Genomic DNA, 24,510 nt, shown 5'->3' with positions numbered 1-24,510 from the left:
TGATGCCTAGGGCAACCTAGGCATCGAATAGCATAGAGGATGTAATATGAACAAGTGGTTCAAACAAATTGGCGTTGTTATCGCACTGATGTTCAGTGTCATGACCTTCGCCCACGCAAGTGGAAATGTTGAAGAGTCTCTAACCGTTCAAGATGGCAATGCACAATTATGGGCACAGCTTAAAGACGGTGCTGAAGGACGTACGACTTCAACAAGTGAGTTCCATAAACAACCAATCAATACCTATGATTTACGTGTATTTGATTTGCGTAGTGACTGGCTTGCTCCTGCTTTAGCTTTATCGCTATTTGGCATGATCATCATTTTCGTACTGTTTATGAAAATTAACGGTATTTCGAAATTACACGGTGGTTTCACTGGTAAGATGGTATATCGCTGGTCTAAATTTGACGTATCAATTCACTGGCTAGGTGCGATTCCTTGCATGTTATTGATTTTGACAGGTTTAGTACTACTTGCTGGCCGTTACTTCCTTCAGCCATACATTGGTGAAGGTATGTGGGCTGGATTGGTAAATGCTTCTAAAGTTATCCATGATTACATGGCTATCCCATTCATGTTGGGTTGGGCGTTAATGGTAGTACTTTGGGCTAAAAACCAAATGCCAAAAATGTATGACATTAAATGGATGATGGTGGTTGGTGGTTACATTAACTTCGGTCCATTTAAAGGCAAGCACCCTGACGCTGGTTTTGCTAACGCAGGTGAAAAACTATGGTTCTGGGCATTTGCTCTATTCGGTCTAATCATCTCAGTATCAGGAATGTTATTACTGTTCCCGAACTTATTTGAACCAAGCCGTACCTTAAGTTTGATTGCACTAGTTACTCACTCAGTGAGCGCTATCGTAATCTGTGCTTTCTCAATCGTGCATATCTTCATGGCAACCGCTATGTCTGAAGGTGGTATGGATTGTATGGTGTCTGGCTACTGTGATGAGCAGTGGGCGAAACAGCATCACAACCTTTGGTATGATGAAATTAAAGCGAATGGCGAGTTAAAATATAAAGACTAATAGGTCTGCAGTATTTTTAGCTAAAGCTTAAAAAGCACCTCCAATGACTTCGGTTTTGGAGGTGTTTTTATTTCGGCTTTAGGTTAACCGTGTTTTAACACAACTTTTTATGATTTTTAACAATGTGATACCTTATATTAGCTGTTGGTTATTTAATCACTCCTAATTTGTGATCGTGGCTGTAAAAATCGACAGATTTGGTTGTTTTTAACTGATAACTTCTAGATAGTTAACATCCTTGTAGCGTATATCGAAATTTTCTACTTGAGTAGCAACTCATTAGCGTTGTTTGCGAGCCCCTTTTTAACTAGGAATTGCCATGTCATCAATTATCCGTCCATCAGATACCATTATCCAATCACCTTATCAGGCCAATATCACCACGCCAGATTGGATGATCAGTGCGATGGAAAAAGTGATGCAATTTTACGTTGATCGTAATTTGCGTTTAGACACGGTTTCAGCGGAAATGATGCCAGCGCCAGTAGAAGGTAAAAAGTACATGCTGTATGCTCATGTACCTTTTTGTCATACCTTGTGTTCATACTGTACTTTCCATCGTTTCTTATTTAATGAAGATAAAGCTCGTCGCTATTTCGTGTCTTTACGCAAAGAAATGGATATGGTTAAAAACCTCGGTTACGACTTTGAATCTATGTATATCGGCGGTGGCACCACCACGGTATTAGAAGATGAGTTGGCTCGTACCATCGAGCATGCTAAAACCCTATTCCCGAATATTAAAGAGGTATCGTGTGAATCCGATCCTCAGCACTTAGACAGCCCTGGCTTTAAGCAGTTAGAAGGCTTAGTCGATCGTATGTCTATTGGTGTGCAAAGCTTTAATGATGACATTTTAGCCATGACAGACCGCATCGAAAAGTTCGGTACCGGTCAGCAAACATTTGATAAAATCATGGCGGCAAAAGAACTGTTCCCGATCATCAATGTTGATTTGATTTTTGGTTTCCGCGGTCAAACAGATGAAGTTATTCAGCATGATTTAGATATGGCGTCTAAGCTAGACCCTCGTCAAATCACCACTTATCCATTGATGATTACTCACCAAACACGTAAGAGTGTTAAGGGTAAATTAGCCGCTCCTCATGGTGATATGGCCCGTCAGTATCGTCAAATTCTTAATACCTTAAATGGTCAATATACTCAGCTATCAGGTTGGGCATTTGGTAAAGCGCAGAACGAAGGCTTTGATGAGTATGTTATTGATTATGATGAATACTTAGGCGTAGGTTCAGGTTCATTTAGTTTCTTAGATGACACCTTATACGTGAATACCTTCTCGTTGAAGAAATACCAAGAACGTATTGCCAATGGCAAAATGGGTGTCGAGCAACAAAAGCAATATGGCAAGAAAGAAGTGATGCAATATCGCTTCTTACTGGGCATGTTCTCTGGTCGTTTATCACGTAAGTATTTCCGTGAAACCTTCGGCGTTAACTTAGATACCGCATTGTTTAAAGAAATGGCCTCAATGAGAGCCATAGGTGCAATTAAAAATGACCCGAACGATCCTGATAACCTCATTTGGACCGATAACGGTAAAATGATGGGCTTATTGATGATGAAAGAATTTTATTCAGGCATGGATAATGTTCGCGCTCAATTACGTAAACCCTTGCAAGCCGCTGATATGTAAGCGTCCCAAGCTTAAGAAATAAGTTAATGAAAGGCAGTGACCATGGTCACTGCCTTTTTTGTTATTTGCAGTATACTGATTTTGAATGCATCATCACTGTCCCACTATCCTCGTCATTTTTATCATGATGATTTTGGTGCATTGGACATTGGATTGTTAAAAGAGACCGCTATGGCTAATATTTTACTGCTTGCCAACATTAACTGTGACCGCTTACTGGAATTAGATAAACCGCTGCAAACCGGTGGTCGCTTTCATTATCACGATGGCGGCTTAAGGCTCGGTGGCGGTGGTGCTAATACCGGCATCGGTTTGGTATGGGCTGGGCACAATGTCTCGTTAGTGAGCCAAGTGGGCTCTGACAAGATAGGTAATTGGATTTTGGCTCAAGCCAGCACCAAGGGGCTAGATTGCCGCTTAGTGGAACGCTTTGATGGCGCAACCTGTGAAATGTTATTGGTGATGACGCCCGATGGTGAACGCACTATTATCCGCCCACAAAGACCCCTATTTGAACTAAGCACGCCGCCAAACTGGCAACAATGGGATGCGCTATACACTAACTCATCAGCTAAAGGCATTAGTCAATGGACCGCATCAGCCCTTGATCATTGCTTGGTCGTATCGCAGTTAGCTAAAGATGAGCGGGTACGACCATGCCATATTTTAATTGCTTCAATTACCGATATGCATGGCCGCTGTGATGACAATAAGTGGGATTTTGCCGCTAAAATTGCCGGTGAGTCATTGCAATACTTTGTGGTCACCGATGGCGAGAATGGGGCGATAGCCTATAGTGCCAATGAACAGTTTCATGTACCAGCAGTAACAGCGCAAGTGTTAGATACTACAGGGGCTGGAGATGCCTTTGCCGCAGGCTTAATCCATTATTTATGCCAGCAAAAAGCCATTACCCAAGCCATGGAAGAAGGGGCAAGATGGGCCGCCATTGCCGTGGCTACTGCCAGCTCAGTCCCAGGAGATGCGCTGCAGCATTATCTTCAATCAAAAAAACATAGTGAGTAACTGAAATTAACTCAGTTTAAATAGTGGGCGAATATTTTAGGCTAATTGCTGTTAGTTATCATTTTACTGTCGCCTCAGGTCATATTTTTATCATAAAAGTGTCGTTGTTCTGTCATGTGAGACGATTATTATGACAAGGTAACTTATTGAACAGGATGCTTTATATGGCTTTTTGTTGAAAAAGTTTCTTCCATTTCTGGGATACGTTAATGCCCAATGTAATTTGAAAGATTTATGCCCCTGCAATCTCCCCATTTGCAGGGGCTTTTTGTTTAGCATCGCTCTTTTGTGTTAGGGCTAAAAATGCGCTTTGAAAATTCCCTATAGTAAGCACTGCTATAAGCCTGCTATATTCTTAAATAATCCAATCCCTTGTTAATTAAGAGTTACTGCTCATGGATGCTCAGTTGCTGGTTAAAAAAATTTCCGCTTTATATCAAGGAGAACAAGTTAGTGCTCTTGGTGATCAGACGCACCTTATTGATAGTGGCATTAACAATAAACAACTCGCCCAAACCCTTATCGTCTCCAAGCTGGGCGTAACAGGCGATGGCCAAGCAGATCCACAGCATCATGGCGGCAGCGATCGGGTACTGCATCACTTTCCTCGAGAGCATTATGGCCAATATCGTCGTTGGGATTTAATGGCAGGTTTTAAAGATGCGCCTGCCATGGGCGAAAATATCAGTAGCGTTGGCTTAGATGAATCACAGGTCAATATTGGCGATATTATTCAAATTGGCACTACGCTATTGCAAGTCACCCAGCCTCGTTCGCCCTGTTTTAAGCTTAACTTACAGTTTGGTCACCCTCAATTTGCCCTTGCTATGCAACAAACTGCGATGTGTGGTTGGTTTTATAAAGTCTTGCAACAAGGTGAAATTAACGCTGGTGATAGCATTTATTTAGTCGAGCGAAAATCGAATATCTCTATTGCTGAGGCGATGAAAATTTACTTTCTAGCAGAAGTGAATATCGAACAATATTCGACTCTGTTGCACTGTGAAGGGTTAGCGCAAACTTGGGTTGCTAGCTTACAAAACCGAATTCAAACGCAAACAATAGAGAACTGGCATTACCGTTTATATGGGCCAGCGCAAAACTAGAAACAGCGACATCAAAATCAAATCAGTAATATAAATAATAGGGAAAATCATGAGTGATTCAGTGGATACAGTAGAAAAAGAAGCACGTAATATGGGCTTGTTAGTGTATGCGGCAAGTTTTGCTGGTTATATTATTCCACTGGGCAGCATTATTGGACCACTAATCGTGTGGTTGATGAAACGTGATGAATTTAAATTTGTTGATGAGTGCGGGAAAAACTGTCTCAACTTTAAATTGAGCTTACTCATTTATGCCATCGTCAGTTCTATTTTAGCCTTTATTGGTATTGGCTTTATATTGCTTATTCTTTTAGGGTTGATGGATATCATTTGTACCATTATTGCCATTATCAGGGCAGGCGAAGGTATCGCATATCGCTATCCATTAACGATTAACTTCATAAAGTAATGACGTTGAAAATCATTTAGAGCCTATATTGCTTGCAACAAAAAGCCGCATTGTTTATATGCGGCTTTTTAGTGGCTGAAACACATCTAAATAAAGATTACATGTTCGGGTAGTTTGGACCACCGCCACCTTCTGGGGTGACCCAAGTGATATTTTGACTTGGATCTTTAATGTCGCATGTTTTGCAGTGAATACAATTTTGCGCATTAATCACAAACTTGTTTTCAGCGCCGTCGGTAACCACTTCATACACGCCAGCAGGGCAGTAACGCTGGGCTGGCTCGTTGAACTTAACTAGGTTTACCGCGATAGGGATCGAAGGGTCTTTTAAATGTAAATGACACTGCTGATCTTCTTCATGGTAAGTATTAGATAGGTAAACTGACGATAATTTATCGAAACTTAATTTGCCATCAGGTTTAGGGTACTGAATTTCTTTGAAGTCTTTAGCTAAGCCCATTTCTGCATGATCTGGAGCTTCATCACGTAAGGTGATTGGAAATTTACCGCCGAACCAGTTTTGGTCGATATAGTTAAATGCACCGCCAAGGTAAGTACCAAACTTATGTAAAGCAGGGCCAAAATTGCGAGATTTAACCAGCTCTTCATGGAGCCAGCTTTTTTCTATGCGCGTTTGGAAACAATCTAAATCTTTACCTGCTTCAACCCCAGCCATTAATGCTTCCGCTAAGGTTTCTGCAGCGACAATACCGCTCTTCATTGCGGTATGGGTGCCTTTAATTTTGGCAAAGTTTAGCGTACCTGCATCACAACCAATTAATAAGCCGCCAGGAAAGCTCATTTTAGGTAATGAGTTAAGCCCACCTTTTGCAATTGCTCTTGCGCCATAAGTAATACGCTCACCACCCGATAAAGTTTGTGCGATAACCGGATGCTGTTTATAACGCTGAAATTCATCGAACGGACTGATGTGAGGGTTTTTATAGTTAAGGTCGATAATCAGTCCAACTGCCACTTGGTTATCTTCCATGTGGTATAAGAAGCCGCCACCAGATGCACCATCATTTAAGGGCCAGCCACCTGTGTGTACCACTTTACCTTGCTGATGCTGTTCAGCAGGGATTTTCCACATTTCCTTAAAGCCTAAGCCGTAATGCTGTGGTGTTTTACCATTATCTAGATGATATTTTGCAATTAACTCTTTACCTAAATGACCACGACAACCTTCAGAAAACACCGTGTATTTAGCGTGAAGTTCCATGCCCGGCATATAGCTGTCTTTAGGCTGACCATCAATGCCAACACCCATATCGCCAATTAAAATACCTTTAACGCTATTATCGGTATTGTAAAGTACCTCACTGGCCGCAAAACCAGGGAAAATTTCTACCCCTAATGCTTCAGCGCGCTCAGCTAACCAGCGAGCGAGGTTACCGACACTGATGATGTAGTTGCCATCATTGTGCATGGTTTTTGGTACTAAGCTATTGGACATAAGCTGAGATTTACTATCAGAGCTCAATAGGTAGATTTCATCGTGAGAGACTTTAGTATTAAGTGGAATGTCTGAATCGCGCCAATCAGAGAATAGCTCATCCAATACCGTTGGTTCAAATACGGCACCGGACAGAATATGAGCGCCGACTTCAGATCCTTTCTCAACCACGCAGACAGTCATTTCCTTGCCTGCATCTTGTGATATTTGCATTAATCGACAAGCAGTCGCGAGTCCGGCAGGGCCAGCACCAACGATAACTACGTCGAATTCCATTGATTCGCGTTCCATCATTTCACCTTAGTTCTTAATTTCCCGTTTTTTGGCGGGTTTGTTATTTTTTTGTTTTACTCACCTTACCTTAAAATTGCTAAAGGTCACAGTAGCAAGTGAGATTTTAAGCTCGTGAGCTGGCTCGCAAATATTTACAGATTTTTGACTAACTGGGACAAAATGTCATAAAAAGATACTGATTCGAGCGAATTTAGGCCTATAATTGAGTCTGACGGTTCTCCGAGCTTTATGTCCTACGTCCACAGATATGGATATTTAGCCGTGGTAATTATGCCACCGGGGTCAGCAAAGAAATGCGCTTACCTCCCACACTTGGAAAGGTTAACATGTCCCAATTACAAGACAGTTTCGGTCGAAGGTTTCACTATTTGCGAATGTCAGTCACTGATGTTTGTAACTTCAAATGCACCTATTGCCTCCCAGATGGTTACAGACCTGATGGCAAACCTAAGTTTCTCGCGTTAAATGAAATTGAAAATTTAGTGGCAGCTTTTGGTGAAGTAGGCACCCAAAAAATCCGCATCACCGGTGGTGAGCCAACCTTACGTAAAGATTTCACAGATATCATTCGTATCGTTGCAGACAATGACAATATCAAAACCATTGCTACCACCACTAATGGCTATCGTCTCGAGAAAAATGCCAAAGAATGGTATGACGCCGGACTTAGACGAATCAATGTGTCGGTTGATAGCTTAGATCCTAAGATGTTTTATCAAATCACTGGTGAGAACAAATTTGATGAAGTCATGCGTGGCATTGATGCTGCACTTGATGCAGGTTTTGAGCGAATCAAAATCAATGCAGTCTTACTCAAAGGGCTTAATGATAAAGATTTGCCCCGTTTTCTACAGTGGATAAAGAATACGCCGATTGATTTGCGTTTTATCGAACTGATGGAAACAGGCTTAGGCCATGATTATTTCAACGCTCATCATCTAGCTGGACTCGATATTAAGTTAAAACTTGAGTCAGAAGGTTGGTTATATGATCTTCCTGATGTAGATGATGGTCCTGCGCAAAATTTCAGTCACCCAGATTATAAAGGCCGTATTGGGCTTATCATGCCTTATGCGAAGAATTTCTGTGCTAGCTGTAACCGTTTAAGGGTCTCTGCCAAAGGTAAATTACACTTATGTCTATTTACTGAAAATGGTGTTGATTTACGAGACTTACTACAGCATGAATCGCAGCGCCCTGAGTTGATTGAACGCTTACATGGGCAATTAGCCCAGAAAAAAGAAACCCATTATCTCCATCAGGGGATCACGGGTGTCACCAAGCACTTAGCCTCTATTGGCGGTTAAGTTGCAGTGGTTTACTTATATTTGAATGAATTTTTACTCTCAATATTCTATAAGGCAAGTTAGCATGAGCAATTGTTTTACCCATATCAATGCCGATGGCAATGCCCACATGGTTGATGTCACTGAAAAAAATATCACTGAGCGTGAAGCACGTGCCGAAGCCTTTATTGATATGGCGTCAAGTACGTTAGATATGATCATGAGCGGTAGCCACCACAAAGGTGATGTGTTTGCTACAGCGCGTATTGCAGGTATTCAAGCCGCGAAAAAGACCTCAGATTTAATCCCACTATGTCATCCATTAATGCTGACCAAAGTGGAAGTAGACCTTGAAGCGCAGCCAGAGCTTAATCGCGTAAGAATTACCAGTTTATGTAAACTATCTGGTAAGACGGGCGTTGAAATGGAAGCATTAACAGCCGCTTCAGTTGCCGCTTTAACCATTTACGATATGTGTAAAGCGGTACAAAAAGACATGATCATTTCCCAAGTACGTTTACTTGAAAAACGTGGCGGCAAATCAGGTCATTTCCAAGCTGAAGATTAGCCTGCAGCGCTGAACTAGCACTATCGCGCTAGTTATCAATGCGAGTTAGCAACACCAGCTATAAAGACAAAATATTAGCCATTTTAAAATTTTGAAAGACGAGAGATTGACATGATCCAGGTCCTTTTTTTTGCACAAGTAAGAGAGTTACTCGGCACCGCTAAAGTAGAAGTTGCTGCAGATGGCGTTAGCAATACTGAACAATTACGTGCAGCCCTAGCCGCTAAAGATGAAAAGTGGGCTAAAGTACTCACCTCAGATAAGTTGCTAGTTGCCGTTAATCAAACGATGAGTTCATGGGATGCCGCGGTTAAAGATGGCGATGAAGTGGCCTTTTTCCCACCTGTCACTGGAGGCTAACCATGAGCCAAGTGAATACTAAGCAAGTGGTGAGAGTACAAACCAAAGACTTTAATGTCGCCGATGAGTATGCCGCTATTGCACTAGATAACAGTGATGGCGCAGTGGTGACCTTTGCCGGTAAAGTGCGTGACTTTAATGACGGCAGCGCAGTTACTGATCTCACCCTTGAGCATTACCCTGGCATGACTGAAGCGGTATTAGTGCAACTGGCTGAGCAAGCCTATGCTCGCTGGCCGCTGAATTATGTCACAATTATTCACCGTGTTGGCCGTATGGAGCTTGGTGAGCAAATCGTGTTTATCGGTGTTACCAGTGCCCACCGTAAAGCCGCTTTTGCAGCCTGTGAGTTCTTAATCGACTTTTTAAAAACCAAAGCACCATTTTGGAAACTAGAAGCTGGTGAGCAAGGCAATAATTGGGTTGAAGCCCGTGATTCAGATGAGCAAGCAGCCACTATGTGGAATGAATCTAAATAGCATAGGATGCTGACATGATGACGTTAAGCACGATTCGCCGTTGTTTTCGATTGAGTCAATGGCGACGAACCGCTTTTATCAGGGCGTTATGTAGCCTAGTGTTATTGGTGTCATTTTCATCGCTGGCTGCCAAACCGCCAGCGATTGCCGCCGCTGCTAATGTTAAATTTGCTCTTGATGAAATTGTTACCAACTTCACTGCCTCAACTGGATTGCCATTAAGAGTATCCTATGGATCTTCGGGTAATTTTGTCGCCCAGATCCAACATGGGGCTCCCTTTGAAATGCTGTTAAGTGCTGATGAGTTTTATGTTCAGCAGCTGCATAAAGCGGGAAAAACAGACTCTGATGGCACCATTTATGCTATTGGTAAGTTAGCCCTAGTTGCCCCGAAAAACTCCTCCCTAGTGCTTGATGCTGAGCTTAACGGCTTACAACAGCAGTTAACTGATGGCAAGATTTCCCGCTTTGTTATTGCTAACCCTGCTCACGCGCCTTATGGCGAAAGAGCCAGAAGTTTATTGCAAGCAAAAGGCTTATGGCCGCAGTTAGAATCTAAAATCATCATGGGCGAGAATGTCTCGCAAGCGGCGCAATTTGCCTTAAGTGGTTCTGCACAAGGTGGCATAGTGGCGCTATCGTTAGCGTCATCTGAGCAGTTTCGCAAAATGGGCAATTATATCGAAATACCCCAGTCGTTATATGAGCCGATTAATCAGCGAATGGTGATGATGCCCAATGCTGGTGCTACCACTCAGCAGTTTTATCAGTATATGCAAACCCAAGCCGCAAAAGATGTACTGCTCAATTATGGTTTTGGTTTTCCTCAGCGTGCTAATTCAAGCGCTTTTATGCAAGTCGAGAATTAATCTATGGATTGGCAATCGTTATGGTTATCAGCCAAGCTGAGTAGCGTTACTGTGCTAATTTTAGTGCCATTGGCCATTGTAGTTGGTCGACTACTGGCTTACCGTCAGTTCAAAGGGAAGTCATGGGTTGAAGCGTTAATCATGGTGCCCTTAGTGCTGCCTCCCACAGTAATAGGCTATTACTTACTGGTTGGCCTTGGCAGTCAAAGCCTCATCGGCCAATGGGTTGAGTCACTCTTTGGCGCGCAATTAGTGTTTAACTTCTCCGGTTTAGTTATTGCCTCTATTTTAGTCAATATTCCCTTTGCAGTGCAGCCAATCCAGCGGGCATTTGAAACTATCCCTCACGATATTCCTGATGCCGCCGCCTGTTGTGGCATGAGTTGGTGGCGAATTTTTGTCAAAATTGAGCTACCGATGATTTGGCCTGGGGTGTTAACCGCAGTGGTGCTGTGTTTTTCCCATGTGCTGGGTGAATTTGGTGTAGTGCTAATGTTAGGCGGTAATATTGCCGGTGAAACCAAAACCATATCTATTGCCATCTACGACAGTGTGCAGGCCTTTGATTTTGAAGCGGCTGGTACCATGTCGTTAGTGTTATTGGTCTTTGCCGTTAGTGTCTTGGCAATCACCACCAGTCTTTCAAGGCGTTTAGGAGGCGAGCATGCCAATCCGCAACGTTGATTTACATTGCCATATTTCCCAACAAGCACCGATCCCGTTAGAGGCTGACTTTAGTTGTAAAGCGGGAGAAGTATTAGCCGTCGTTGGCCCTTCAGGTGGTGGTAAAACCACCTTGCTGCGAATGATTGCGGGCTTAGGTTCAGCTCAACAAGGAGCGATTCAAAGTGGAGATAAAACTTGGTTTTGTCATCAGAAGCGCATCAATTTATCGCCGCAGCAACGTCATATCGGCTATGTGCCACAGCACTTTGGTTTATTTCCGCACTTAACGGCACTGGAAAATGTCATTTCTGGGCTCGATCATATTGCAAAGCATGAGCGTAAAGCCCGGGCGTTAGATTGGTTAGAGCGAGTGAATTTACATGGCTTACCCGCACGCTTACCGGCTCAGCTTTCAGGGGGCCAGCGCCAACGCGTCGCCTTAGCCAGAGCGCTTGCCAGAGAGCCGGCAGTATTATTGCTCGATGAACCCTTTTCGGCAGTGGATAGAGAAACCCGTGAAAGATTATATATTGAGTTAGCACGGCTAAAATCGCAGTTATCAATTCCAGTGATTATGGTCACCCATGATATGAATGAGGCTTTATTACTGGCCGATAAAATGATTTTAATCAGCCAAGGCAAAATGCTCCAGCAGGGTAAGCCCTTTGAAGTGCTCTATCATCCTCGCAATGAAATCGTGGCAAGGCAAATGGGCTTGCGGAATATTTTTACTGCTCAAGTGTCGGGCCGAGATGCAAACGCCAATATTACTTGGCTTAAAATGGGCGACCAGATTATTGCTAGCGATAGCGCCCCAGATTGCGAAGTGGGACAAACCGTACGCTGGGTTATTCCTAACCAAGGCATTCGTTTCAGTGCTATTACCAGCGGACGCCTTTGCCGCAGTATCAATAAACTCGATATCATGATTGATTCTATGCTGGTGATGGGGGAATCGGTGCGCATAAAAGCGTGTATGGCAGGGAGTGATGAGGCGTTTAATATGGATGTGCCAACGCATTTAGCCAATAAACTTAACTTACAACAAGGTTTAGCCACCACAATAGCATTGAAGTCAGAACAAGTTCATATTCTAGAATCATGATCAATTATTAATCTTACAAAGCTTGGGTCTTTTAATCGGCTTAGGTAAAGTAGCACAATTATCAATGTCTTTTGAGGCTCTCATGTTCCGTATTGTTCTATCATTGCTTGTGGTATTTCCTTCAATGGTGATGGCAACGCCTAGTATGCATACTTTGTTATCTCAAGGTGAGTACGTTGAACCAATTGTGGTGATCCAGCAAGTTGAAATGGAGCACGATGGTTTGGTTTCAGCTTTTGATATGGATATTGAAAACGATCAATTAATTTATGAAATAGAACTCATCAACTTAGATACTAACGAACTCATAGCATTTGAATTTGACGCCCAAGATGGCAGTTTGAAGAGTAAAAAGTTAAGTCAATTTGCCTCAGATGATTTAGACCAGATTAAGGCCGCTAAAGTACTTATTGAACATAACATGAGCTTTTCAGATTTGGTGAAGTTAGCGACAAAAAATAAATCTGGCTATTTAATTGAAGCAGAACTCGAACACGATTTGACCATTAGTTATTTAGAGTTAAAACTACTTAATGTAAATAATAAGCATACCATTGCTTTTGATATTGAGAATTTACGTCCATTACCCCTACTGCAGTGGGACTAAGGAACAGCACTATGCGAGTATTAATCGTTGAAGATGACGCAACAACATTACAGTATGTTGCAGAGGGTTTTACGGCTCAAGAATATCAAGTAGATACGGCAACCAACGGCCATGATGGCCTGTATAAAGCCAAAAATAATGATTTCGATATTATTATTCTAGATCGAATGCTACCCCAAATTGATGGGTTAACACTGCTAACGGCATTACGTAAAAATGGTAATGATACTCCAGTATTAATCTTGTCAGCGCTAAGCCATGTGGATGAGCGTGTAAAAGGCCTGCGTGCCGGTGGCGATGATTATATGACTAAGCCCTTTGCGTTTGCAGAGTTGCAAGTGCGAGCTGAAAAGTTAATTCAACGCAATGCGCCAGCTACAAATAGTACCGATCTTGAAGTGGGTAATTTGAAAATGGAGCTACTCACGCGCAAAGTGACCTTAGATGACCATGAACTCATGCTGCAACCTAAAGAATTTCAGTTACTCAAATACTTAATGGAGCATCCCAACAAAGTCATTAGCCGTACGCTATTGTTTGAAGCTGTGTGGGATTACCATTTTGACCCCCGCACCAATGTGATTGATGTACATATCGCTAAGCTACGCCGTAAGTTTGAAGAGTTAGGTCACCCAGAAATTATCGAAACCGTTCGAGGGGCTGGTTATCGCCTCTGTAAAGGGAATTAAACCCTACCAAAGTAGTGCTTGGCGGATCACGCTAATATTTTCTACTTTGGTGACCTTGTTAATTGTACTGCTGGTATCGGGTTTATACCGGCAGCTAGTCATGGAACAAGAAAGCCAAGTTGAGCAGCATCTCGCGACTGAAATGCAGCGCTACAAGCAATTAGCCCTCACTGTGGACCGTCGTAGTTTTGCGGCGCAAATTCGCGCGGCTGATCCCAAAACCGCGTTAATTGCTTGGCGTAATAATGTCGACATGGTTGGTGCCTTAAGTTTTGTACCTGACAACATGCCATTATTGCCTGAAACCCGCGATTTCCCCATTCTCACTGGCGGACCAGATAAACTGCATATTTTGACCGGAGGATTGGTGTTAACCAATTACGGTCCCGTGCTTATCGCCACCCGTACTGATAACTTAGCTGCATTGATTGATAAATTTGTTAATGCGGCCTTTTGGATGGTGGCGCTGACATTAGCAATGACCTTAGCCGTTGGTTTTATTTTCTCTAAAGCCATCTTACGGCGCTTAGTCCAATACAATCTATTGAGTCAGAAAATTGAGCAAGGACAATACGATACCCGTTTTCCTGTCAGTCATAATCAAGATGAATTTGATATGCTCGCAGGACAGTTTAATCGGGTATTAGATACCTTAGAGCACAACTTAATGTCAGTACGCGGGGTGACCGATAATATCGCCCATGACTTACGTACGCCGCTTTCGCATTTGCGCATAGGTATCGAGCAGTTACCGCAAAAACCGGCCGAGCAGGTACCTGAGCTCACCGCAATGCTGCTAGAAGAGCTAGATCATTGCTTAGCAACCTTCGATGCCATGTTGTCACTAACGCGCATTGAAGAAGGCCAGCAGACCCTTGATATGCAACCCGTTAGCTTGCAGCAGCTTTGCCAAGATTTATATGAAATGGCAGAAGTGGTAGCTGAGTCTAAACAGCAAACCCTTAATTTAGTGATTGAAAATGATGTCACTATTTCAGGGGATAAATACCTGCTATTCCAAGCATTATTTAACCTAGTGGATAATGCCATTAAGTACGCGCCTGAAGATGCCGAAATTAGCATTGTGCAACAAGGTCGGCGGATCCAAATTATTGATAATGGCCCAGGGATAAATGCGCAAGACAAAGAACGAGTGTTTGAGCGTTTAGTGCGTTTAGATCCTAGTCGTCACCATCAAGGCACAGGCTTAGGCTTGTCGATGGTAAAAGCGATTTTATCTCGCCACCGTGCCAGTATTGAATTGGTAGATAATAACCCTGGTTTGATTGCCGATATTCATTTCTAATATTCACTTTCAGTATTCGATGTTATTTCGCATCAGTTATTCTTTAATAGAAGCCCATTTATGTATCAGCTAGTTGAGCAACATCCCGACTTTATTATCATTAATAAATCTGCAGGGGTTCATTTTCACAGTCAAGATGGTAAAGCCGGCGTAGTGGCTCAAGTTGAGGCTGATTTAGGGATTAAATTATATGCGGTACACCGCTTAGATACGCCAACTTCAGGCTTATTGATTTTGGCAAAATCTTCAGCCGCGGCTGCTATATTCACCGAGATGTTTAGCGCTCATAAGATCCAAAAATATTATTTGGCCATTGCTAAAGGTAAACCGAAAAAGAAACAAGGTTGGGTGATTGGCGATATGGCTAAGTCACGTCGCAGTATGTATAAGCTATTACGCTCAACTGATAACCCGGCGATCACGCAGTTTTTTTCCCATTCAATTGCCGCTGGGACTCGGTTGTATTTACTAAAACCACTGAGTGGTAAAACCCATCAATTACGGGTCGCGTTAGCCAGTCTAGCGGTACCGATTTTAGGGGATAGCCTTTATGGCGGAGAGGCATCAGATAGATGCTACCTGCATGCAATGGCGCTGCAGTTTGAATATAAAGCTACGCAGTACCAATTTATTCAATGGCCCCATTTAGGTGAGCAATTCAAACTGGCAGCAGTCACTCAGCAGCTAGCAAATGAATGGCAAAGTCCCAATGATTTACCATGGCCTGCGCCAGTAAAGTAAACGTGCTCAGAGTCATCACGCTTGCAGTAAAATGGATTTGTTAGCGGTTAAATTGAATCGCTTTGTAAGCGCATTAGGTTGGCTGATTTAACACAATTACGACCACTGTTTTTTGCTTGATACATGGCTTTGTCGGCCAGTCCTAATAACGCTTCGGCATCGACGCCTTCTTTCATGGTGACACAGCCGATACTGGCTTCAATGGATATGGTGTTACCGTGCCAGTCCAGTTGAATTTGAGCTAATTTATGCTGCAGTTTGCTTGCCACTTGTAGCACGTTATCTTCATCGGTTAAGGGTAAGATCAGCACAAACTCTTCGCCGCCAAAGCGGCATAAATAGTCTAATTTTCGGGTCGCTGAGCTCAATTGTTGCGCCACCGCTTTAAGCACTTCATCACCAGCCACATGACCATAATTATCGTTTATATCTTTAAAGCGATCTAAATCAATCACCATCACACTGAAGCTAACCTTATCCCTTAACCAGCGTTGATGTTCAGTATTGAGTTTATGTTGCAGGGCATTACGGTTCCATAATCCGGTGAGGGCATCCTTGTTGGCGAGAGTTCTAATCTTTACGACTAGGCGATTGATAGTGTTACCAATAATAAGAATATTCACGATCAAAATAAGTGCGATATAGGTCCATAAAATAGGGATAGATTCTTTGGCATTAAAGGCGGCGTAATTGGCTACTTTTTCTGGATAGAGCATCAAAATGAACGCTCTGATAAAAAACATGAATCCAATAGCAACAATGGGGATGACTAACCAATAAGTTGCAAAAGCAGTAAAGTTAGCTTTCAACGCGACATAGTGATCTTTGGCGAGCATAAAAAATAGTGTGGCGGCACTAAAGGATAAAATAATCATCAAGTACGCAGAGCTAGAGGCTTGTGGTTTAGCCAATAGCATTAACCCGCCAGTGATAAACAGCAGCATTAAATCATTGCGATGGCTAGAGGTCAGGTGATACAGCCGTTGTGCGCCCCAGCGTAATAAACAAAAGCCAATCAGGATGAACATATCAGCGACTAGCCAATGTAAGTAGCTGGGTTCATCTGTGCGCTGAATGTAAAGCTGCATGCCGACAAGGATAGAAAAATTAGCCAATGCAAAGCGTGAGCTGGCACTGGGCGCGACCTTCATTGGTACGACCATGATGATCCAAGCGACAGTTGCTGCAATACAAAGCACGCAAATAACTTGAATTAACACTAAGCTACTACTATTTTCTATCATTAAGCCTTCAAAAATTTATAAATATTTCAATATGAAATTGTAGGTAAAATAATCATAATGATATTTAGCGACTTTCACAATTGGTTATTATTTTACACTAGTTAGCTTTTACTGTTGATAAAAAGGACACTGAAACTTATGGACGCAAACAAAATTCTTCTGATTATACTGGCAATTTTATTACCACCGGTGGCGGTTTTCTTGAAAAAAGGGGTCGGTAAAGACTTACTGATCAACATCATTTTATGCTTATTATTCTTCCTTCCAGGTGTACTACATGCGATTTGGGTGGTGATACAAGATTAATTAATCTTAAAATCTAAATACCAATTTTGATGATTCAAAATTGGTATTTTTAACCGTTCAATTGTAAAATCGCCCTCCATTTGAATATCTGCAGTAAAAATATTGAATTTTTTCGGCGTAACAGTAACGAGAGTATGCAATGAATCGTCGTAAAAAAATCAACTCAACCCTGAAAGCGAAAGCCAAAAAAGCCAATGCTAAAAAAGCTGGCAGTAACAAACCGGCCTACATTGCTAAAGCCGATAGAATTAAACTTGATGAAGCTGCAGTCACTGAGGTTGCAGTCACTGAAGTTGCAGCGGTGAAACCTGATAGTGCAGTTTTACAAAGTGACTTGGTAACGGCTACCACTACAAGCTAATCCGTTTTATCACGCTGATACTTATAATTTTAGGCGCTAGCCAATTCAATTGTGCTTAGCGTTCAGTGCCACTACGATTTTTGATGGTCGCGTCTAAATAATTCCCAAGACTCCACTACTTCACCGTCGGGTAAAGTGCACAGTAAGATATCGCCATTGATGTGAGCTATGGTCGCTAAACTGCCGTCTAGCTTAAGGCAGTAATCGGCAGCAGGATTAGTTTGGTGTAACGGGGTTATATCGTCACCTGAGCAGGCCGAGAGAAGCGTAACGCTACAGCCTAAGCACAGTGTTTGCATTGGCCTTAAGTGGCAGTAAAATTCTTGAGACGAGCTTGGTGTAAATCCAGTTATCTGGCGCAGTTGTTGAATGCTTAGATGCAGTTGTTGAAGAAGAGCTGACATAACAGAGTTCCTGTTTATAAAGCCGTTTTATCTCTTCTTCAACTATAGACAAGTTTGCCTTGTTAGGTGAATTACTTCTATTGCCCACAAACGGGGCAGTGAATTTGCTTCGGTAGTTTCATTTCTCGAAACTCCATCGTCATGGCATCAATCATTAGAATGCGGCCATTAAGCCCTTGGCCCATACCGCTAATGGCCTTAATGGCTTCAGTGGCTTGAATACAACCCACTAAACCCACGACAGGAGCTAATATTCCTGATTCAACACAGGTTAGCTGCTGCTCACCAAACAGACTGCTGTAGCATTGATAGCAAGGCGACTGCGACTGATAATCAAATACCGTCACCGTGCCTTCCATACGAATAGCTGCCGCTGAAATAAAGCTGACTTTATGCTTAAAGCAGCTGCGGTTAAGTTGCTCGCGAACTAATACATTATCAGTGCAATCCAGCACCAGCATATGTGTTGATACTAACTGCTCAATGGCAGCTTCATCCAGAAACTGATTAATGGTATTGATGCAAATAAGTGGATTGAGTTGCTGTAATGTTTGCTTCGCAGAATCAACTTTTGCTTGGCCGATATTTTCATCATGATGCAGTACTTGGCGCTGCAAATTTGATAACTCCACGGTATCAAAATCCACTATGGTCATTTCACCCACACCTGCCACTGCCAGATATTGGGTTACAGTGCAGCCTAAACCGCCAGCGCCTATGACTAAGACTTTGGCTTGTTTAAGTTTCTCTTGGCCTTCGATATCCATGGCTTTAATGGATATTTGGCGGCTATAACGCAGCATTTCATTATCGGTAAGAATATCGTCAGTTAACATGTCATTGCTCATTAAGCTGCTAGCCCCTTGCTGTCGGTCATTATTAATCCTTAGCAAAGTACGCTGTTAAAGGGTTCAACTTCGACTGTGCTACCCGCTGCAACATCGCCTTGAAATTGCGCTAAGTTAATAAAGCAATTCGCTAGGCTCATTGAGGTCAACATGCCAGAGCCTTGACCGCCAGTGGTGGAAACAACTAACTCGCCATTGTCATCACGGCTAAGCACCCCACGCTGGTATTCGGCGCGGCCCGGCTGTTTACGGATAGGGCTTGAAAGTGTCGCTGTTACGATGACAGGTGCTTTAGGGGTTAAGCCCTGCATTTTGTTGATAATAGGCCAAACAAGCTTGTAGAACGTCACCATTGATGACACAGGGTTACCCGGTAAACCGCAGAATACCGCTTTACCTAATTTACCAAAGGCAAACGGTTTACCCGGTTTAATGGCCAAGCGCCAAAAGGTGATTTCACCTTCTTCAGACAAAATTTGTTTGGTGTAATCCGCATCACCCACTGAAACCCCGCCAGAGGTGAGCACGATATCAGCTTGCTCTGCTGCTTCTCTGAATGCACCTCGAATAGCTTCTTTGTCATCTTCGATGACACCTAGGTCAATCCATTCCACGTTTGCTTGGGTTAATAAGCCTTTAATTGAGTAGCGATTAGAGTCATAAATTTGCCCAGGGGCGAGATCGCTACCAACAGGTCTTAATTCGTCACCCGTTGAGAAAAAGGCGACTTTAAGCTTACGTTTTACTCTGATTTGGCTAATACCGATAGTGGCCAGTACGCCCATCTCTGCGGCGCGAATTTGAATACCGCTTTTTAGCACATTGGTGCCAGCAAGCAACTCTTCGCCGCGGTAGCGCACGTTAGCGCCTTTCGCTTTGGGCGCTTCAATACTAATGATGTCAGCATTGGTGGTAGTTTTTTCTTGCATCTGCACTGTGTCATAACCAGCGGGTACCGGCGCGCCGGTCATTATCCTGATACAAGTATTGGCTTGGGGCGTCCCTTTAAAAGGGTGACCCGCAAATGAGGTGCCGATAAGGGTCAGTTCAGTCGATGCTGCGCTGAGGTTTAAATCTTCAAAACGAAAAGCAAAGCCATCCATTGATGAATTATCAAAGGGAGGCAAATCAATACAAGAAGCTAAATTCTCAGATAATACTCGCCCAACTGCATCATTTAAGCTGACCATTTCATTGTCTTGGGTGGCATTAACTTGCGCTAATAACGCTTCGATAGCCTCCTGTGGCGGCATTAAATCGGGTTGTGCGCAGGCATCTGGTTGCTTTGACATCGTTGCTTCCTCACATGGCTATTGCCATATACTGATTGCACTTAGCGAGTGCTAAGATGATAAGATTTATGTTTGATTCTGCATTATGCCATGCTGGCAGCAGATAACTATGATCAGACCGAAGGTTTTTTATATCGATGCCGACCCAAAACCAACAAACTGCCAGTGACTGCAATAATAGTTTAATGACCACATCGAAAAAGCCAGCAATCGTGGCATCTGCTTGGTTTTTATATATGGTCAAATGCCATAACGGTCACTTGTACACTGGGGTTACCACAGATGTTAGTCGCCGTTTTGCTGAGCATCAAGCTGGTGGCGTTAAAGCGGCTAAATTCTTAAAAGGAAAAGGGCCACTCACACTGGTATATCAAGAGTCACAGCCTGATAGAAGTCGTGCATTGAAGCGGGAAATAGCGGTAAAGAAGTTAACGCGTAAGCAAAAGTTAGCCATGATTGCGAGTTATGAAAACGCGCAAGCTAAAGCCACTTAACAGGCGCTTATGGCGTATTAAGTGGCAATGTTTGCTGCTGCAGCTGGTTATCGTTAGTTTTAGAATTTGAGTTAGTGAGATCTCAGTACTGGATACTTCAAGTATTGCTCATCGTAATAGGGGCTACGTTGATAAAACCAGCGCAGTCTGGCTTTCGGATCTGCAGCAAAGGCTTCATCCTCTAAGGCTTTTTCAAATTCTAGTTTCAAATTATCGTCTTCAGCCAGCATTTTGGCCGCTAATGGCTCGACGGCATAGTCTTCAATGTATTCAGTACGGGTAAAGATGCTATTGAAAAATCCCCATTGAAAAAACGAATCTGCAGATTGAGGTTCCAGCAGCAAAATGGCTAAATCACCCAGAGGTTGGTTAGTGGCAATTTGAATAGTACCAGCTGGTAAAGTGGTTGTTATTTTAACTTTAGTGCTGCTAGCTTTAACCCGTTGACGCCCCTCATAATCTACTGCGTTAAATTCAGGCTGACTAAATTGGTATTGCGCCGCCTTGATGGTTTTAGGCTTTTCTAAGCGAGTCATTCTTACGCCATGTATGGCTAAGCGCTCAATCACTTGCTGCCACTGGGCGGGAACATAATAGAATTTAGGCCGTTGAGTGATGATATCGGCTTCAGTGTTACCCATTAGCGGTAAGTTAGGGTATAGCTTTGGCTGGCCATTCCATCTGACCACATTTGTGCCACTAATGTCACTTTGCTCAACGCTGTAGTCAATGCCTTTAAAATCCCAACCTTGGGGTTGTTTGACGCTTTGCCAAGTTAACGCAAGCTGCTGCGGGGTGCGGTACTTATCTTCATAAATTGCCGCTGTTAATTTAGTGCCATGCTCGGCAACCGTTTTAAGGGTTTGCTCAAGCATCACGTAGGTACCAAGCACCCGTTGTTTAAAGGGTTTTAAGCTGTGGTTTTCAATTAAAATGGTCGGTAAATGGCGCGCATCACCGTAACCATTTGAAAAGCGTGGGCTTGGATTCCAGTAAGACAGCCCTTTAGACATATCGGTATTATCAATGGCAAACACTAACCCGCCAGGGACATGACCTTGCTTGGTCAGCGCCGCTTCAACTTCAGGGCGATAATAGTTTTCTAGCCAATCAAAACTTGCTGGGCTATAGCCTTGTTTGACGTTGTAACCAAAGGTGACATCGTATTGGTAGTCGATGCCGTCAGTCACATGGACATCAATGTACAAGTCGGGTTGCCACAAATTGATGGCACGGATCATATGCTGTAATTCAAGGGTATCTAACTTGGCGTAATCACGGTTTAAATTAAGGTTTCTGGCGTTGGTGCGCCAGCCCATATTAACTGGCCCTCGCTGATTAACCCGATTAAACTCATCACTGCGCTCATGACCATCGACACTTAAAATGGGCACAAACAACAGATTTACCTTATCCAGTAAGGCTTTTTTGTCGCCATGGCTAATGTCACGTAGCAACATCATGCCGGCATCTTTGCCATCAATCTCGCCAGAATGGATTCCCGCCTGTACCAGGACTGTGGGCTTATTATTGCCGCTAAGCTCTTTAGCCGTGGCAGCCCCTTCTTCCGATGCGACCAGCATCCAAATATCACGGCCTTGGGGGCTTTTACCGATGGAGACTTGTTGCAGTAAATCACTGCTGTCGACCAGCTTGGTGAGCCATTGCTGGGTATCATTGTAATTAGGGCTGCTAATTAAACCGTTTTGCTCAAAAGGGGTCGCCCATGGTGCATTTTTTGATTGAATTAATGCTTTACTGGCGCCTTGCCAGCTGGCAATTGGCGGTAAAATCGGGTCGTTTACAAAGGTGTTATTAACGCTAGGGCTGGCAGTTATTATTTTTTCTGAATGCTTACTAAGGTTTTCAGTGGCGAATGCATTGCTATTGAGCAGCAAGAATGAATTAATCACTAGAGTGGCAATGATGGCGCGGCGCATAGATATCCCTATGATATATCCAAAGTTTATTGTGTCATCTTAAATTAATTCTCTATGGAGGCAATAGCAGATTGATACTGATTAAAGGAAAGTAAATTACGCCATTAAAAAAGCCGCAACTGGGGATTTGCGGCTTTTTGATTAGGCTTCAACTTGGTAGCGCCGTGATGACAAGTTAATATGTCATCGGCTCAACACTAGCTATTAGGGCCAGCATTTTTAATCTCATCAGACACGTCATACTTAGCAAAGTTTGCGGTGAACTCTTCGGCGAGTTGCTGAGCAAATTTGGCATATTCAGCTTTATCTGCCCAAGTGTTTACTGGGTTCAATAATGCAGTTTCAACCCCTGATACCGCGACAGGCACCTTAAGGTTAAGTTTATCAATATGCACGGTTTCAACGTCTTTAAGCTCGCCGCTGACAATGGCATCGACAATCGCGCGGGTCGTAGGGATGTCAAAACGCTTACCAACACCGTGAGGTCCACCAGTCCAGCCAGTATTAACCAAGTAAACTTGGCTGCCAAATGATTCAATGCGCTTCATCAATAGTTCAGCATAAACCCCTGCTGGACGTGGGAAGAATGGTGCGCCAAAGCATGTTGAGAAGGTCGATTGAATGGCTGCGGTCGAGCCCATTTCAGTTGAGCCGACTTTGGCGGTATAACCTGACAAGAAGTGATAAGCCGCTTGCTCTTTGCTTAACACAGACACTGGCGGTAATACCCCAGATACGTCACAGGTTAAAAACACCACCGAGTTAGGCTCAGCGCCACGATTTTCTTCAACACGCTGGCCAATATGCTCTAACGGATAAGCAGCACGGCTGTTTTCAGTCAAGCTAGTATCTGTGTAATCAGGAGTGCGAGAGTCATCTAACACCACGTTTTCAAGTACGGTGCCAAAGCGAATCGCATCCCAAATAACCGGCTCATTTTTTTGACTTAAGTCGATACATTTAGCGTAGCAGCCGCCTTCAATATTAAATACCCCGCCCGGTGCCCAGCCATGTTCATCATCGCCAATTAAAAAGCGCTTAGGATCGGCTGAAAGGGTGGTTTTCCCTGTGCCTGATAAGCCAAAAAATAAAGTAGTGTCACCTTTAGCGCCCACGTTAGCGGAGCAATGCATTGGCAATACCCCTTTTGCTGGCAATAAGAAGTTTTGCACCGAGAACATCGACTTTTTCATTTCGCCGGCGTATTTAAGGCCTGCTAGCAGTACCTTTTTGGCGGCAAAGTTAATCATCACTACGGCATCGGAGTGGGTGCCGTCACGGGCAGGATCGCAAACAAAATCAGGTGCATTGATAATTTGCCATACTGCTTTATCGCCACGGTTAAAGCTTTCTGGGGTGATAAATAGATTACGGGCGAATACCTGATGCCAAGCATATTCTGTAGTAACACGAACCGGAAGGTAGTGCTCATCAGAGGCACCAACTTCAAGTTCAGAAACAAAAAGCTCTTTATCAGCAAGGTAGGCTTCAACACGGCCCCAAAGTGCATCAAAGGTATCGGCAGCGATACCTTTGTTGACTGAGCCCCAGTCGATTTCATCTTGGGTGTTGGCTTCTTGAACAATAAAGCGGTCGTTGGGAGAGCGACCTGTTCTTGCGCCGGTTTTTGCTACCAGTGCGCCATTGGCGGTTAATGTCCCTTCATTACGTTGTAAAGCAAGTTCAATTAACTCAGCGCTAGTAAGGTTAAGGTGTACGCTGTTGGTTTCATCTGTCATCGAGTGGTTCTCCGTCATAAGTAGGTCGTTTATCGGTCTATGGCGCCGATTTTTTTGTTTAGGATGACTTACGTTAGCTTGCTTAAGTTTGGCTTAGGTGCGGCTGAATTAAGGTTCGGTTGAACACTAAATTAGCGATCCCTATGCAATTTAATAATAACGCAATAACGGCACGGGGGAGTAACAGTTTGGTAACTTTTTTGTAATTAGTGGCATTTTTTA

At 43.3% G+C, this 24,510-nt stretch carries 26 protein-coding genes and 1 riboswitch; of the genes, 19 read left to right on the top strand and 7 right to left on the bottom strand.

The window, feature by feature from the left end:
- Nucleotides 1-46 precede the first annotated feature (46 nt).
- The 5 genes from BCU57_RS18090 to BCU57_RS18070 all read left to right on the top strand — a co-directional run bounded on the left by BCU57_RS18090 (nucleotide 47) and on the right by BCU57_RS18070 (nucleotide 5,234).
- On the top strand, nucleotides 47-1,036 hold the full coding sequence (locus BCU57_RS18090; RefSeq protein ID WP_102435977.1) for a formate dehydrogenase subunit gamma: 990 nt from the start codon (nucleotides 47-49) through the stop codon (nucleotides 1,034-1,036).
- Nucleotides 1,037-1,355: 319 nt separating this feature from the next.
- Nucleotides 1,356-2,693, top strand: a complete 1,338-nt coding sequence (locus tag BCU57_RS18085) for a coproporphyrinogen III oxidase family protein (protein WP_102435978.1) — start codon at nucleotides 1,356-1,358, stop codon at nucleotides 2,691-2,693.
- Between the two features lie 171 nt (nucleotides 2,694-2,864).
- Nucleotides 2,865-3,719 (top strand): PfkB family carbohydrate kinase, encoded by an 855-nt coding sequence (locus BCU57_RS18080; RefSeq protein WP_102436063.1) that lies wholly within the window; start codon nucleotides 2,865-2,867, stop codon nucleotides 3,717-3,719.
- 395 nt (nucleotides 3,720-4,114) lie between these two features.
- The gene (locus tag BCU57_RS18075) at nucleotides 4,115-4,825 is read left to right on the top strand and encodes an MOSC domain-containing protein (RefSeq protein ID WP_102435980.1); all 711 of its coding nucleotides are present in this window, start codon (nucleotides 4,115-4,117) and stop codon (nucleotides 4,823-4,825) included.
- A 49-nt stretch (nucleotides 4,826-4,874) separates the two neighbouring features.
- Entirely contained in the window at nucleotides 4,875-5,234 is a 360-nt protein-coding gene (locus BCU57_RS18070) for a DUF4870 domain-containing protein (RefSeq protein WP_102435982.1), read from the top strand.
- A gap of 97 nt (nucleotides 5,235-5,331) precedes the next feature.
- Here BCU57_RS18070 and BCU57_RS18065 read toward each other — a convergent pair whose 3' ends face one another.
- A complete protein-coding gene (locus BCU57_RS18065) occupies nucleotides 5,332-6,981 on the bottom strand; it encodes an electron transfer flavoprotein-ubiquinone oxidoreductase (protein ID WP_102435984.1) in 1,650 nt (549 codons plus the stop codon).
- A 208-nt stretch (nucleotides 6,982-7,189) separates the two neighbouring features.
- Nucleotides 7,190-7,323, top strand: a riboswitch (molybdenum cofactor riboswitch).
- On the opposite strand from BCU57_RS18065, the gene moaA reads away from it, so the two are divergent.
- The 11 genes from moaA (at nucleotide 7,311) to BCU57_RS18010 (ending at nucleotide 15,660) form a co-directional block, all read left to right on the top strand.
- Nucleotides 7,311-8,291 (top strand): GTP 3',8-cyclase MoaA, encoded by a 981-nt coding sequence (moaA, locus tag BCU57_RS18060; protein WP_076541378.1) that lies wholly within the window; start codon nucleotides 7,311-7,313, stop codon nucleotides 8,289-8,291. Its footprint overlaps the riboswitch before it by 13 nt.
- A gap of 64 nt (nucleotides 8,292-8,355) precedes the next feature.
- The gene (gene moaC / locus BCU57_RS18055; RefSeq protein WP_102435986.1) at nucleotides 8,356-8,838 is read left to right on the top strand and encodes a cyclic pyranopterin monophosphate synthase MoaC; all 483 of its coding nucleotides are present in this window, start codon (nucleotides 8,356-8,358) and stop codon (nucleotides 8,836-8,838) included.
- A 111-nt stretch (nucleotides 8,839-8,949) separates the two neighbouring features.
- Nucleotides 8,950-9,198: a molybdopterin synthase sulfur carrier subunit gene (moaD, locus tag BCU57_RS18050; RefSeq protein WP_076541374.1), complete on the top strand. Its 249-nt coding sequence runs from the start codon at nucleotides 8,950-8,952 to the stop codon at nucleotides 9,196-9,198.
- Nucleotides 9,199-9,200: 2 nt separating this feature from the next.
- Nucleotides 9,201-9,677, top strand: coding sequence for a molybdopterin synthase catalytic subunit MoaE (gene moaE / locus BCU57_RS18045; RefSeq protein ID WP_102435988.1), 477 nt, complete (start codon nucleotides 9,201-9,203; stop codon nucleotides 9,675-9,677).
- Nucleotides 9,678-9,694: 17 nt separating this feature from the next.
- Complete coding sequence (gene modA, locus BCU57_RS18040; RefSeq protein WP_413211467.1) at nucleotides 9,695-10,546, top strand: molybdate ABC transporter substrate-binding protein; 852 nt, start codon at nucleotides 9,695-9,697, stop codon at nucleotides 10,544-10,546.
- A gap of 3 nt (nucleotides 10,547-10,549) precedes the next feature.
- Nucleotides 10,550-11,230, top strand: coding sequence for a molybdate ABC transporter permease subunit (gene modB / locus BCU57_RS18035; RefSeq protein ID WP_102435991.1), 681 nt, complete (start codon nucleotides 10,550-10,552; stop codon nucleotides 11,228-11,230).
- Nucleotides 11,211-12,317: an ABC transporter ATP-binding protein gene (locus BCU57_RS18030; protein WP_102435993.1), complete on the top strand. Its 1,107-nt coding sequence runs from the start codon at nucleotides 11,211-11,213 to the stop codon at nucleotides 12,315-12,317. The genes modB and BCU57_RS18030 overlap by 20 nt, the downstream gene beginning before the upstream one ends.
- A gap of 82 nt (nucleotides 12,318-12,399) precedes the next feature.
- The gene (locus BCU57_RS18025) at nucleotides 12,400-12,924 is read left to right on the top strand and encodes a hypothetical protein (RefSeq protein ID WP_102435995.1); all 525 of its coding nucleotides are present in this window, start codon (nucleotides 12,400-12,402) and stop codon (nucleotides 12,922-12,924) included.
- Between the two features lie 11 nt (nucleotides 12,925-12,935).
- Nucleotides 12,936-13,613: a response regulator transcription factor gene (locus tag BCU57_RS18020; RefSeq protein ID WP_102435997.1), complete on the top strand. Its 678-nt coding sequence runs from the start codon at nucleotides 12,936-12,938 to the stop codon at nucleotides 13,611-13,613.
- 100 nt (nucleotides 13,614-13,713) lie between these two features.
- Entirely contained in the window at nucleotides 13,714-14,919 is a 1,206-nt protein-coding gene (locus tag BCU57_RS18015) for a sensor histidine kinase (protein ID WP_413201618.1), read from the top strand.
- 60 nt (nucleotides 14,920-14,979) lie between these two features.
- Nucleotides 14,980-15,660 carry a TIGR01621 family pseudouridine synthase gene (locus tag BCU57_RS18010; RefSeq protein WP_102436001.1) on the top strand — a complete coding sequence of 227 codons (681 nt, stop codon included), beginning with the start codon at nucleotides 14,980-14,982 and terminating at the stop codon, nucleotides 15,658-15,660.
- 47 nt (nucleotides 15,661-15,707) lie between these two features.
- On the opposite strand, the gene BCU57_RS18005 is transcribed toward BCU57_RS18010, so the two are convergent.
- On the bottom strand, nucleotides 15,708-16,904 hold the full coding sequence (locus BCU57_RS18005; RefSeq protein ID WP_102436003.1) for a GGDEF domain-containing protein: 1,197 nt from the start codon (nucleotides 16,902-16,904) through the stop codon (nucleotides 15,708-15,710).
- A gap of 138 nt (nucleotides 16,905-17,042) precedes the next feature.
- Here BCU57_RS18005 and BCU57_RS18000 point away from each other — a divergent pair, with 138 nt between their 5' ends.
- A complete protein-coding gene (locus BCU57_RS18000) occupies nucleotides 17,043-17,210 on the top strand; it encodes a YqaE/Pmp3 family membrane protein (RefSeq protein ID WP_076541354.1) in 168 nt (55 codons plus the stop codon).
- Nucleotides 17,211-17,349: 139 nt separating this feature from the next.
- The gene (locus BCU57_RS17995; protein WP_102436005.1) at nucleotides 17,350-17,571 is read left to right on the top strand and encodes a DUF2986 domain-containing protein; all 222 of its coding nucleotides are present in this window, start codon (nucleotides 17,350-17,352) and stop codon (nucleotides 17,569-17,571) included.
- Between the two features lie 71 nt (nucleotides 17,572-17,642).
- On the opposite strand, the gene BCU57_RS17990 is transcribed toward BCU57_RS17995, so the two are convergent.
- From BCU57_RS17990 to glp, 3 genes are all read right to left on the bottom strand, one after another.
- Nucleotides 17,643-17,975 (bottom strand): DUF333 domain-containing protein, encoded by a 333-nt coding sequence (locus tag BCU57_RS17990; protein ID WP_102436007.1) that lies wholly within the window; start codon nucleotides 17,973-17,975, stop codon nucleotides 17,643-17,645.
- Between the two features lie 77 nt (nucleotides 17,976-18,052).
- On the bottom strand, nucleotides 18,053-18,823 hold the full coding sequence (gene moeB / locus BCU57_RS17985; RefSeq protein WP_102436009.1) for a molybdopterin-synthase adenylyltransferase MoeB: 771 nt from the start codon (nucleotides 18,821-18,823) through the stop codon (nucleotides 18,053-18,055).
- A 38-nt stretch (nucleotides 18,824-18,861) separates the two neighbouring features.
- A complete protein-coding gene (gene glp / locus BCU57_RS17980) occupies nucleotides 18,862-20,115 on the bottom strand; it encodes a gephyrin-like molybdotransferase Glp (RefSeq protein ID WP_102436011.1) in 1,254 nt (417 codons plus the stop codon).
- A 137-nt stretch (nucleotides 20,116-20,252) separates the two neighbouring features.
- Between glp and BCU57_RS17975 the strand changes: the two genes are divergently transcribed.
- The gene (locus tag BCU57_RS17975; protein WP_102436013.1) at nucleotides 20,253-20,609 is read left to right on the top strand and encodes a GIY-YIG nuclease family protein; all 357 of its coding nucleotides are present in this window, start codon (nucleotides 20,253-20,255) and stop codon (nucleotides 20,607-20,609) included.
- A gap of 71 nt (nucleotides 20,610-20,680) precedes the next feature.
- Here BCU57_RS17975 and BCU57_RS17970 read toward each other — a convergent pair whose 3' ends face one another.
- Nucleotides 20,681-22,549: a M14 family metallopeptidase gene (locus BCU57_RS17970; protein WP_102436015.1), complete on the bottom strand. Its 1,869-nt coding sequence runs from the start codon at nucleotides 22,547-22,549 to the stop codon at nucleotides 20,681-20,683.
- Between the two features lie 197 nt (nucleotides 22,550-22,746).
- Nucleotides 22,747-24,288 carry a phosphoenolpyruvate carboxykinase gene (locus BCU57_RS17965; protein ID WP_102436017.1) on the bottom strand — a complete coding sequence of 514 codons (1,542 nt, stop codon included), beginning with the start codon at nucleotides 24,286-24,288 and terminating at the stop codon, nucleotides 22,747-22,749.
- Nucleotides 24,289-24,510 lie beyond the last annotated feature (222 nt).

Source organism: Shewanella sp. 10N.286.48.B5, from assembly GCF_002874355.2.
In the GTDB taxonomy this organism is placed as follows: domain Bacteria; phylum Pseudomonadota; class Gammaproteobacteria; order Enterobacterales; family Shewanellaceae; genus Shewanella.
The sequence above is the reverse complement of the archived record's forward strand: the minus strand, read 5'-3'. Positions and strand labels throughout refer to the sequence as shown.

Coding starts and splice junctions, on each gene's coding strand:
- BCU57_RS17995 (WP_102436005.1), top strand. CDS start 17,350: ATGAATCGTCGTAAAAAAATCAACTCAACCCTGAAAGCGAAAGCCAAA.
- BCU57_RS18000 (WP_076541354.1), top strand. CDS start 17,043: ATGGACGCAAACAAAATTCTTCTGATTATACTGGCAATTTTATTACCA.
- BCU57_RS17990 (WP_102436007.1), bottom strand. CDS start 17,975: ATGTCAGCTCTTCTTCAACAACTGCATCTAAGCATTCAACAACTGCGC.
- BCU57_RS18090 (WP_102435977.1), top strand. CDS start 47: ATGAACAAGTGGTTCAAACAAATTGGCGTTGTTATCGCACTGATGTTC.
- moaA (WP_076541378.1), top strand. CDS start 7,311: ATGTCCCAATTACAAGACAGTTTCGGTCGAAGGTTTCACTATTTGCGA.
- moaE (WP_102435988.1), top strand. CDS start 9,201: ATGAGCCAAGTGAATACTAAGCAAGTGGTGAGAGTACAAACCAAAGAC.
- BCU57_RS18015 (WP_413201618.1), top strand. CDS start 13,714: ATGGAACAAGAAAGCCAAGTTGAGCAGCATCTCGCGACTGAAATGCAG.
- BCU57_RS18010 (WP_102436001.1), top strand. CDS start 14,980: ATGTATCAGCTAGTTGAGCAACATCCCGACTTTATTATCATTAATAAA.
- BCU57_RS17975 (WP_102436013.1), top strand. CDS start 20,253: ATGCCGACCCAAAACCAACAAACTGCCAGTGACTGCAATAATAGTTTA.
- BCU57_RS18030 (WP_102435993.1), top strand. CDS start 11,211: ATGCCAATCCGCAACGTTGATTTACATTGCCATATTTCCCAACAAGCA.
- modA (WP_413211467.1), top strand. CDS start 9,695: ATGACGTTAAGCACGATTCGCCGTTGTTTTCGATTGAGTCAATGGCGA.
- BCU57_RS18065 (WP_102435984.1), bottom strand. CDS start 6,981: ATGGAACGCGAATCAATGGAATTCGACGTAGTTATCGTTGGTGCTGGC.
- moaD (WP_076541374.1), top strand. CDS start 8,950: ATGATCCAGGTCCTTTTTTTTGCACAAGTAAGAGAGTTACTCGGCACC.
- BCU57_RS18080 (WP_102436063.1), top strand. CDS start 2,865: ATGGCTAATATTTTACTGCTTGCCAACATTAACTGTGACCGCTTACTG.
- BCU57_RS18005 (WP_102436003.1), bottom strand. CDS start 16,904: ATGATAGAAAATAGTAGTAGCTTAGTGTTAATTCAAGTTATTTGCGTG.
- moaC (WP_102435986.1), top strand. CDS start 8,356: ATGAGCAATTGTTTTACCCATATCAATGCCGATGGCAATGCCCACATG.
- BCU57_RS17970 (WP_102436015.1), bottom strand. CDS start 22,549: ATGCGCCGCGCCATCATTGCCACTCTAGTGATTAATTCATTCTTGCTG.
- BCU57_RS18085 (WP_102435978.1), top strand. CDS start 1,356: ATGTCATCAATTATCCGTCCATCAGATACCATTATCCAATCACCTTAT.
- BCU57_RS18025 (WP_102435995.1), top strand. CDS start 12,400: ATGTTCCGTATTGTTCTATCATTGCTTGTGGTATTTCCTTCAATGGTG.
- BCU57_RS17965 (WP_102436017.1), bottom strand. CDS start 24,288: ATGACAGATGAAACCAACAGCGTACACCTTAACCTTACTAGCGCTGAG.
- BCU57_RS18020 (WP_102435997.1), top strand. CDS start 12,936: ATGCGAGTATTAATCGTTGAAGATGACGCAACAACATTACAGTATGTT.
- glp (WP_102436011.1), bottom strand. CDS start 20,115: ATGTCAAAGCAACCAGATGCCTGCGCACAACCCGATTTAATGCCGCCA.
- modB (WP_102435991.1), top strand. CDS start 10,550: ATGGATTGGCAATCGTTATGGTTATCAGCCAAGCTGAGTAGCGTTACT.
- BCU57_RS18070 (WP_102435982.1), top strand. CDS start 4,875: ATGAGTGATTCAGTGGATACAGTAGAAAAAGAAGCACGTAATATGGGC.
- BCU57_RS18075 (WP_102435980.1), top strand. CDS start 4,115: ATGGATGCTCAGTTGCTGGTTAAAAAAATTTCCGCTTTATATCAAGGA.
- moeB (WP_102436009.1), bottom strand. CDS start 18,823: ATGAGCAATGACATGTTAACTGACGATATTCTTACCGATAATGAAATG.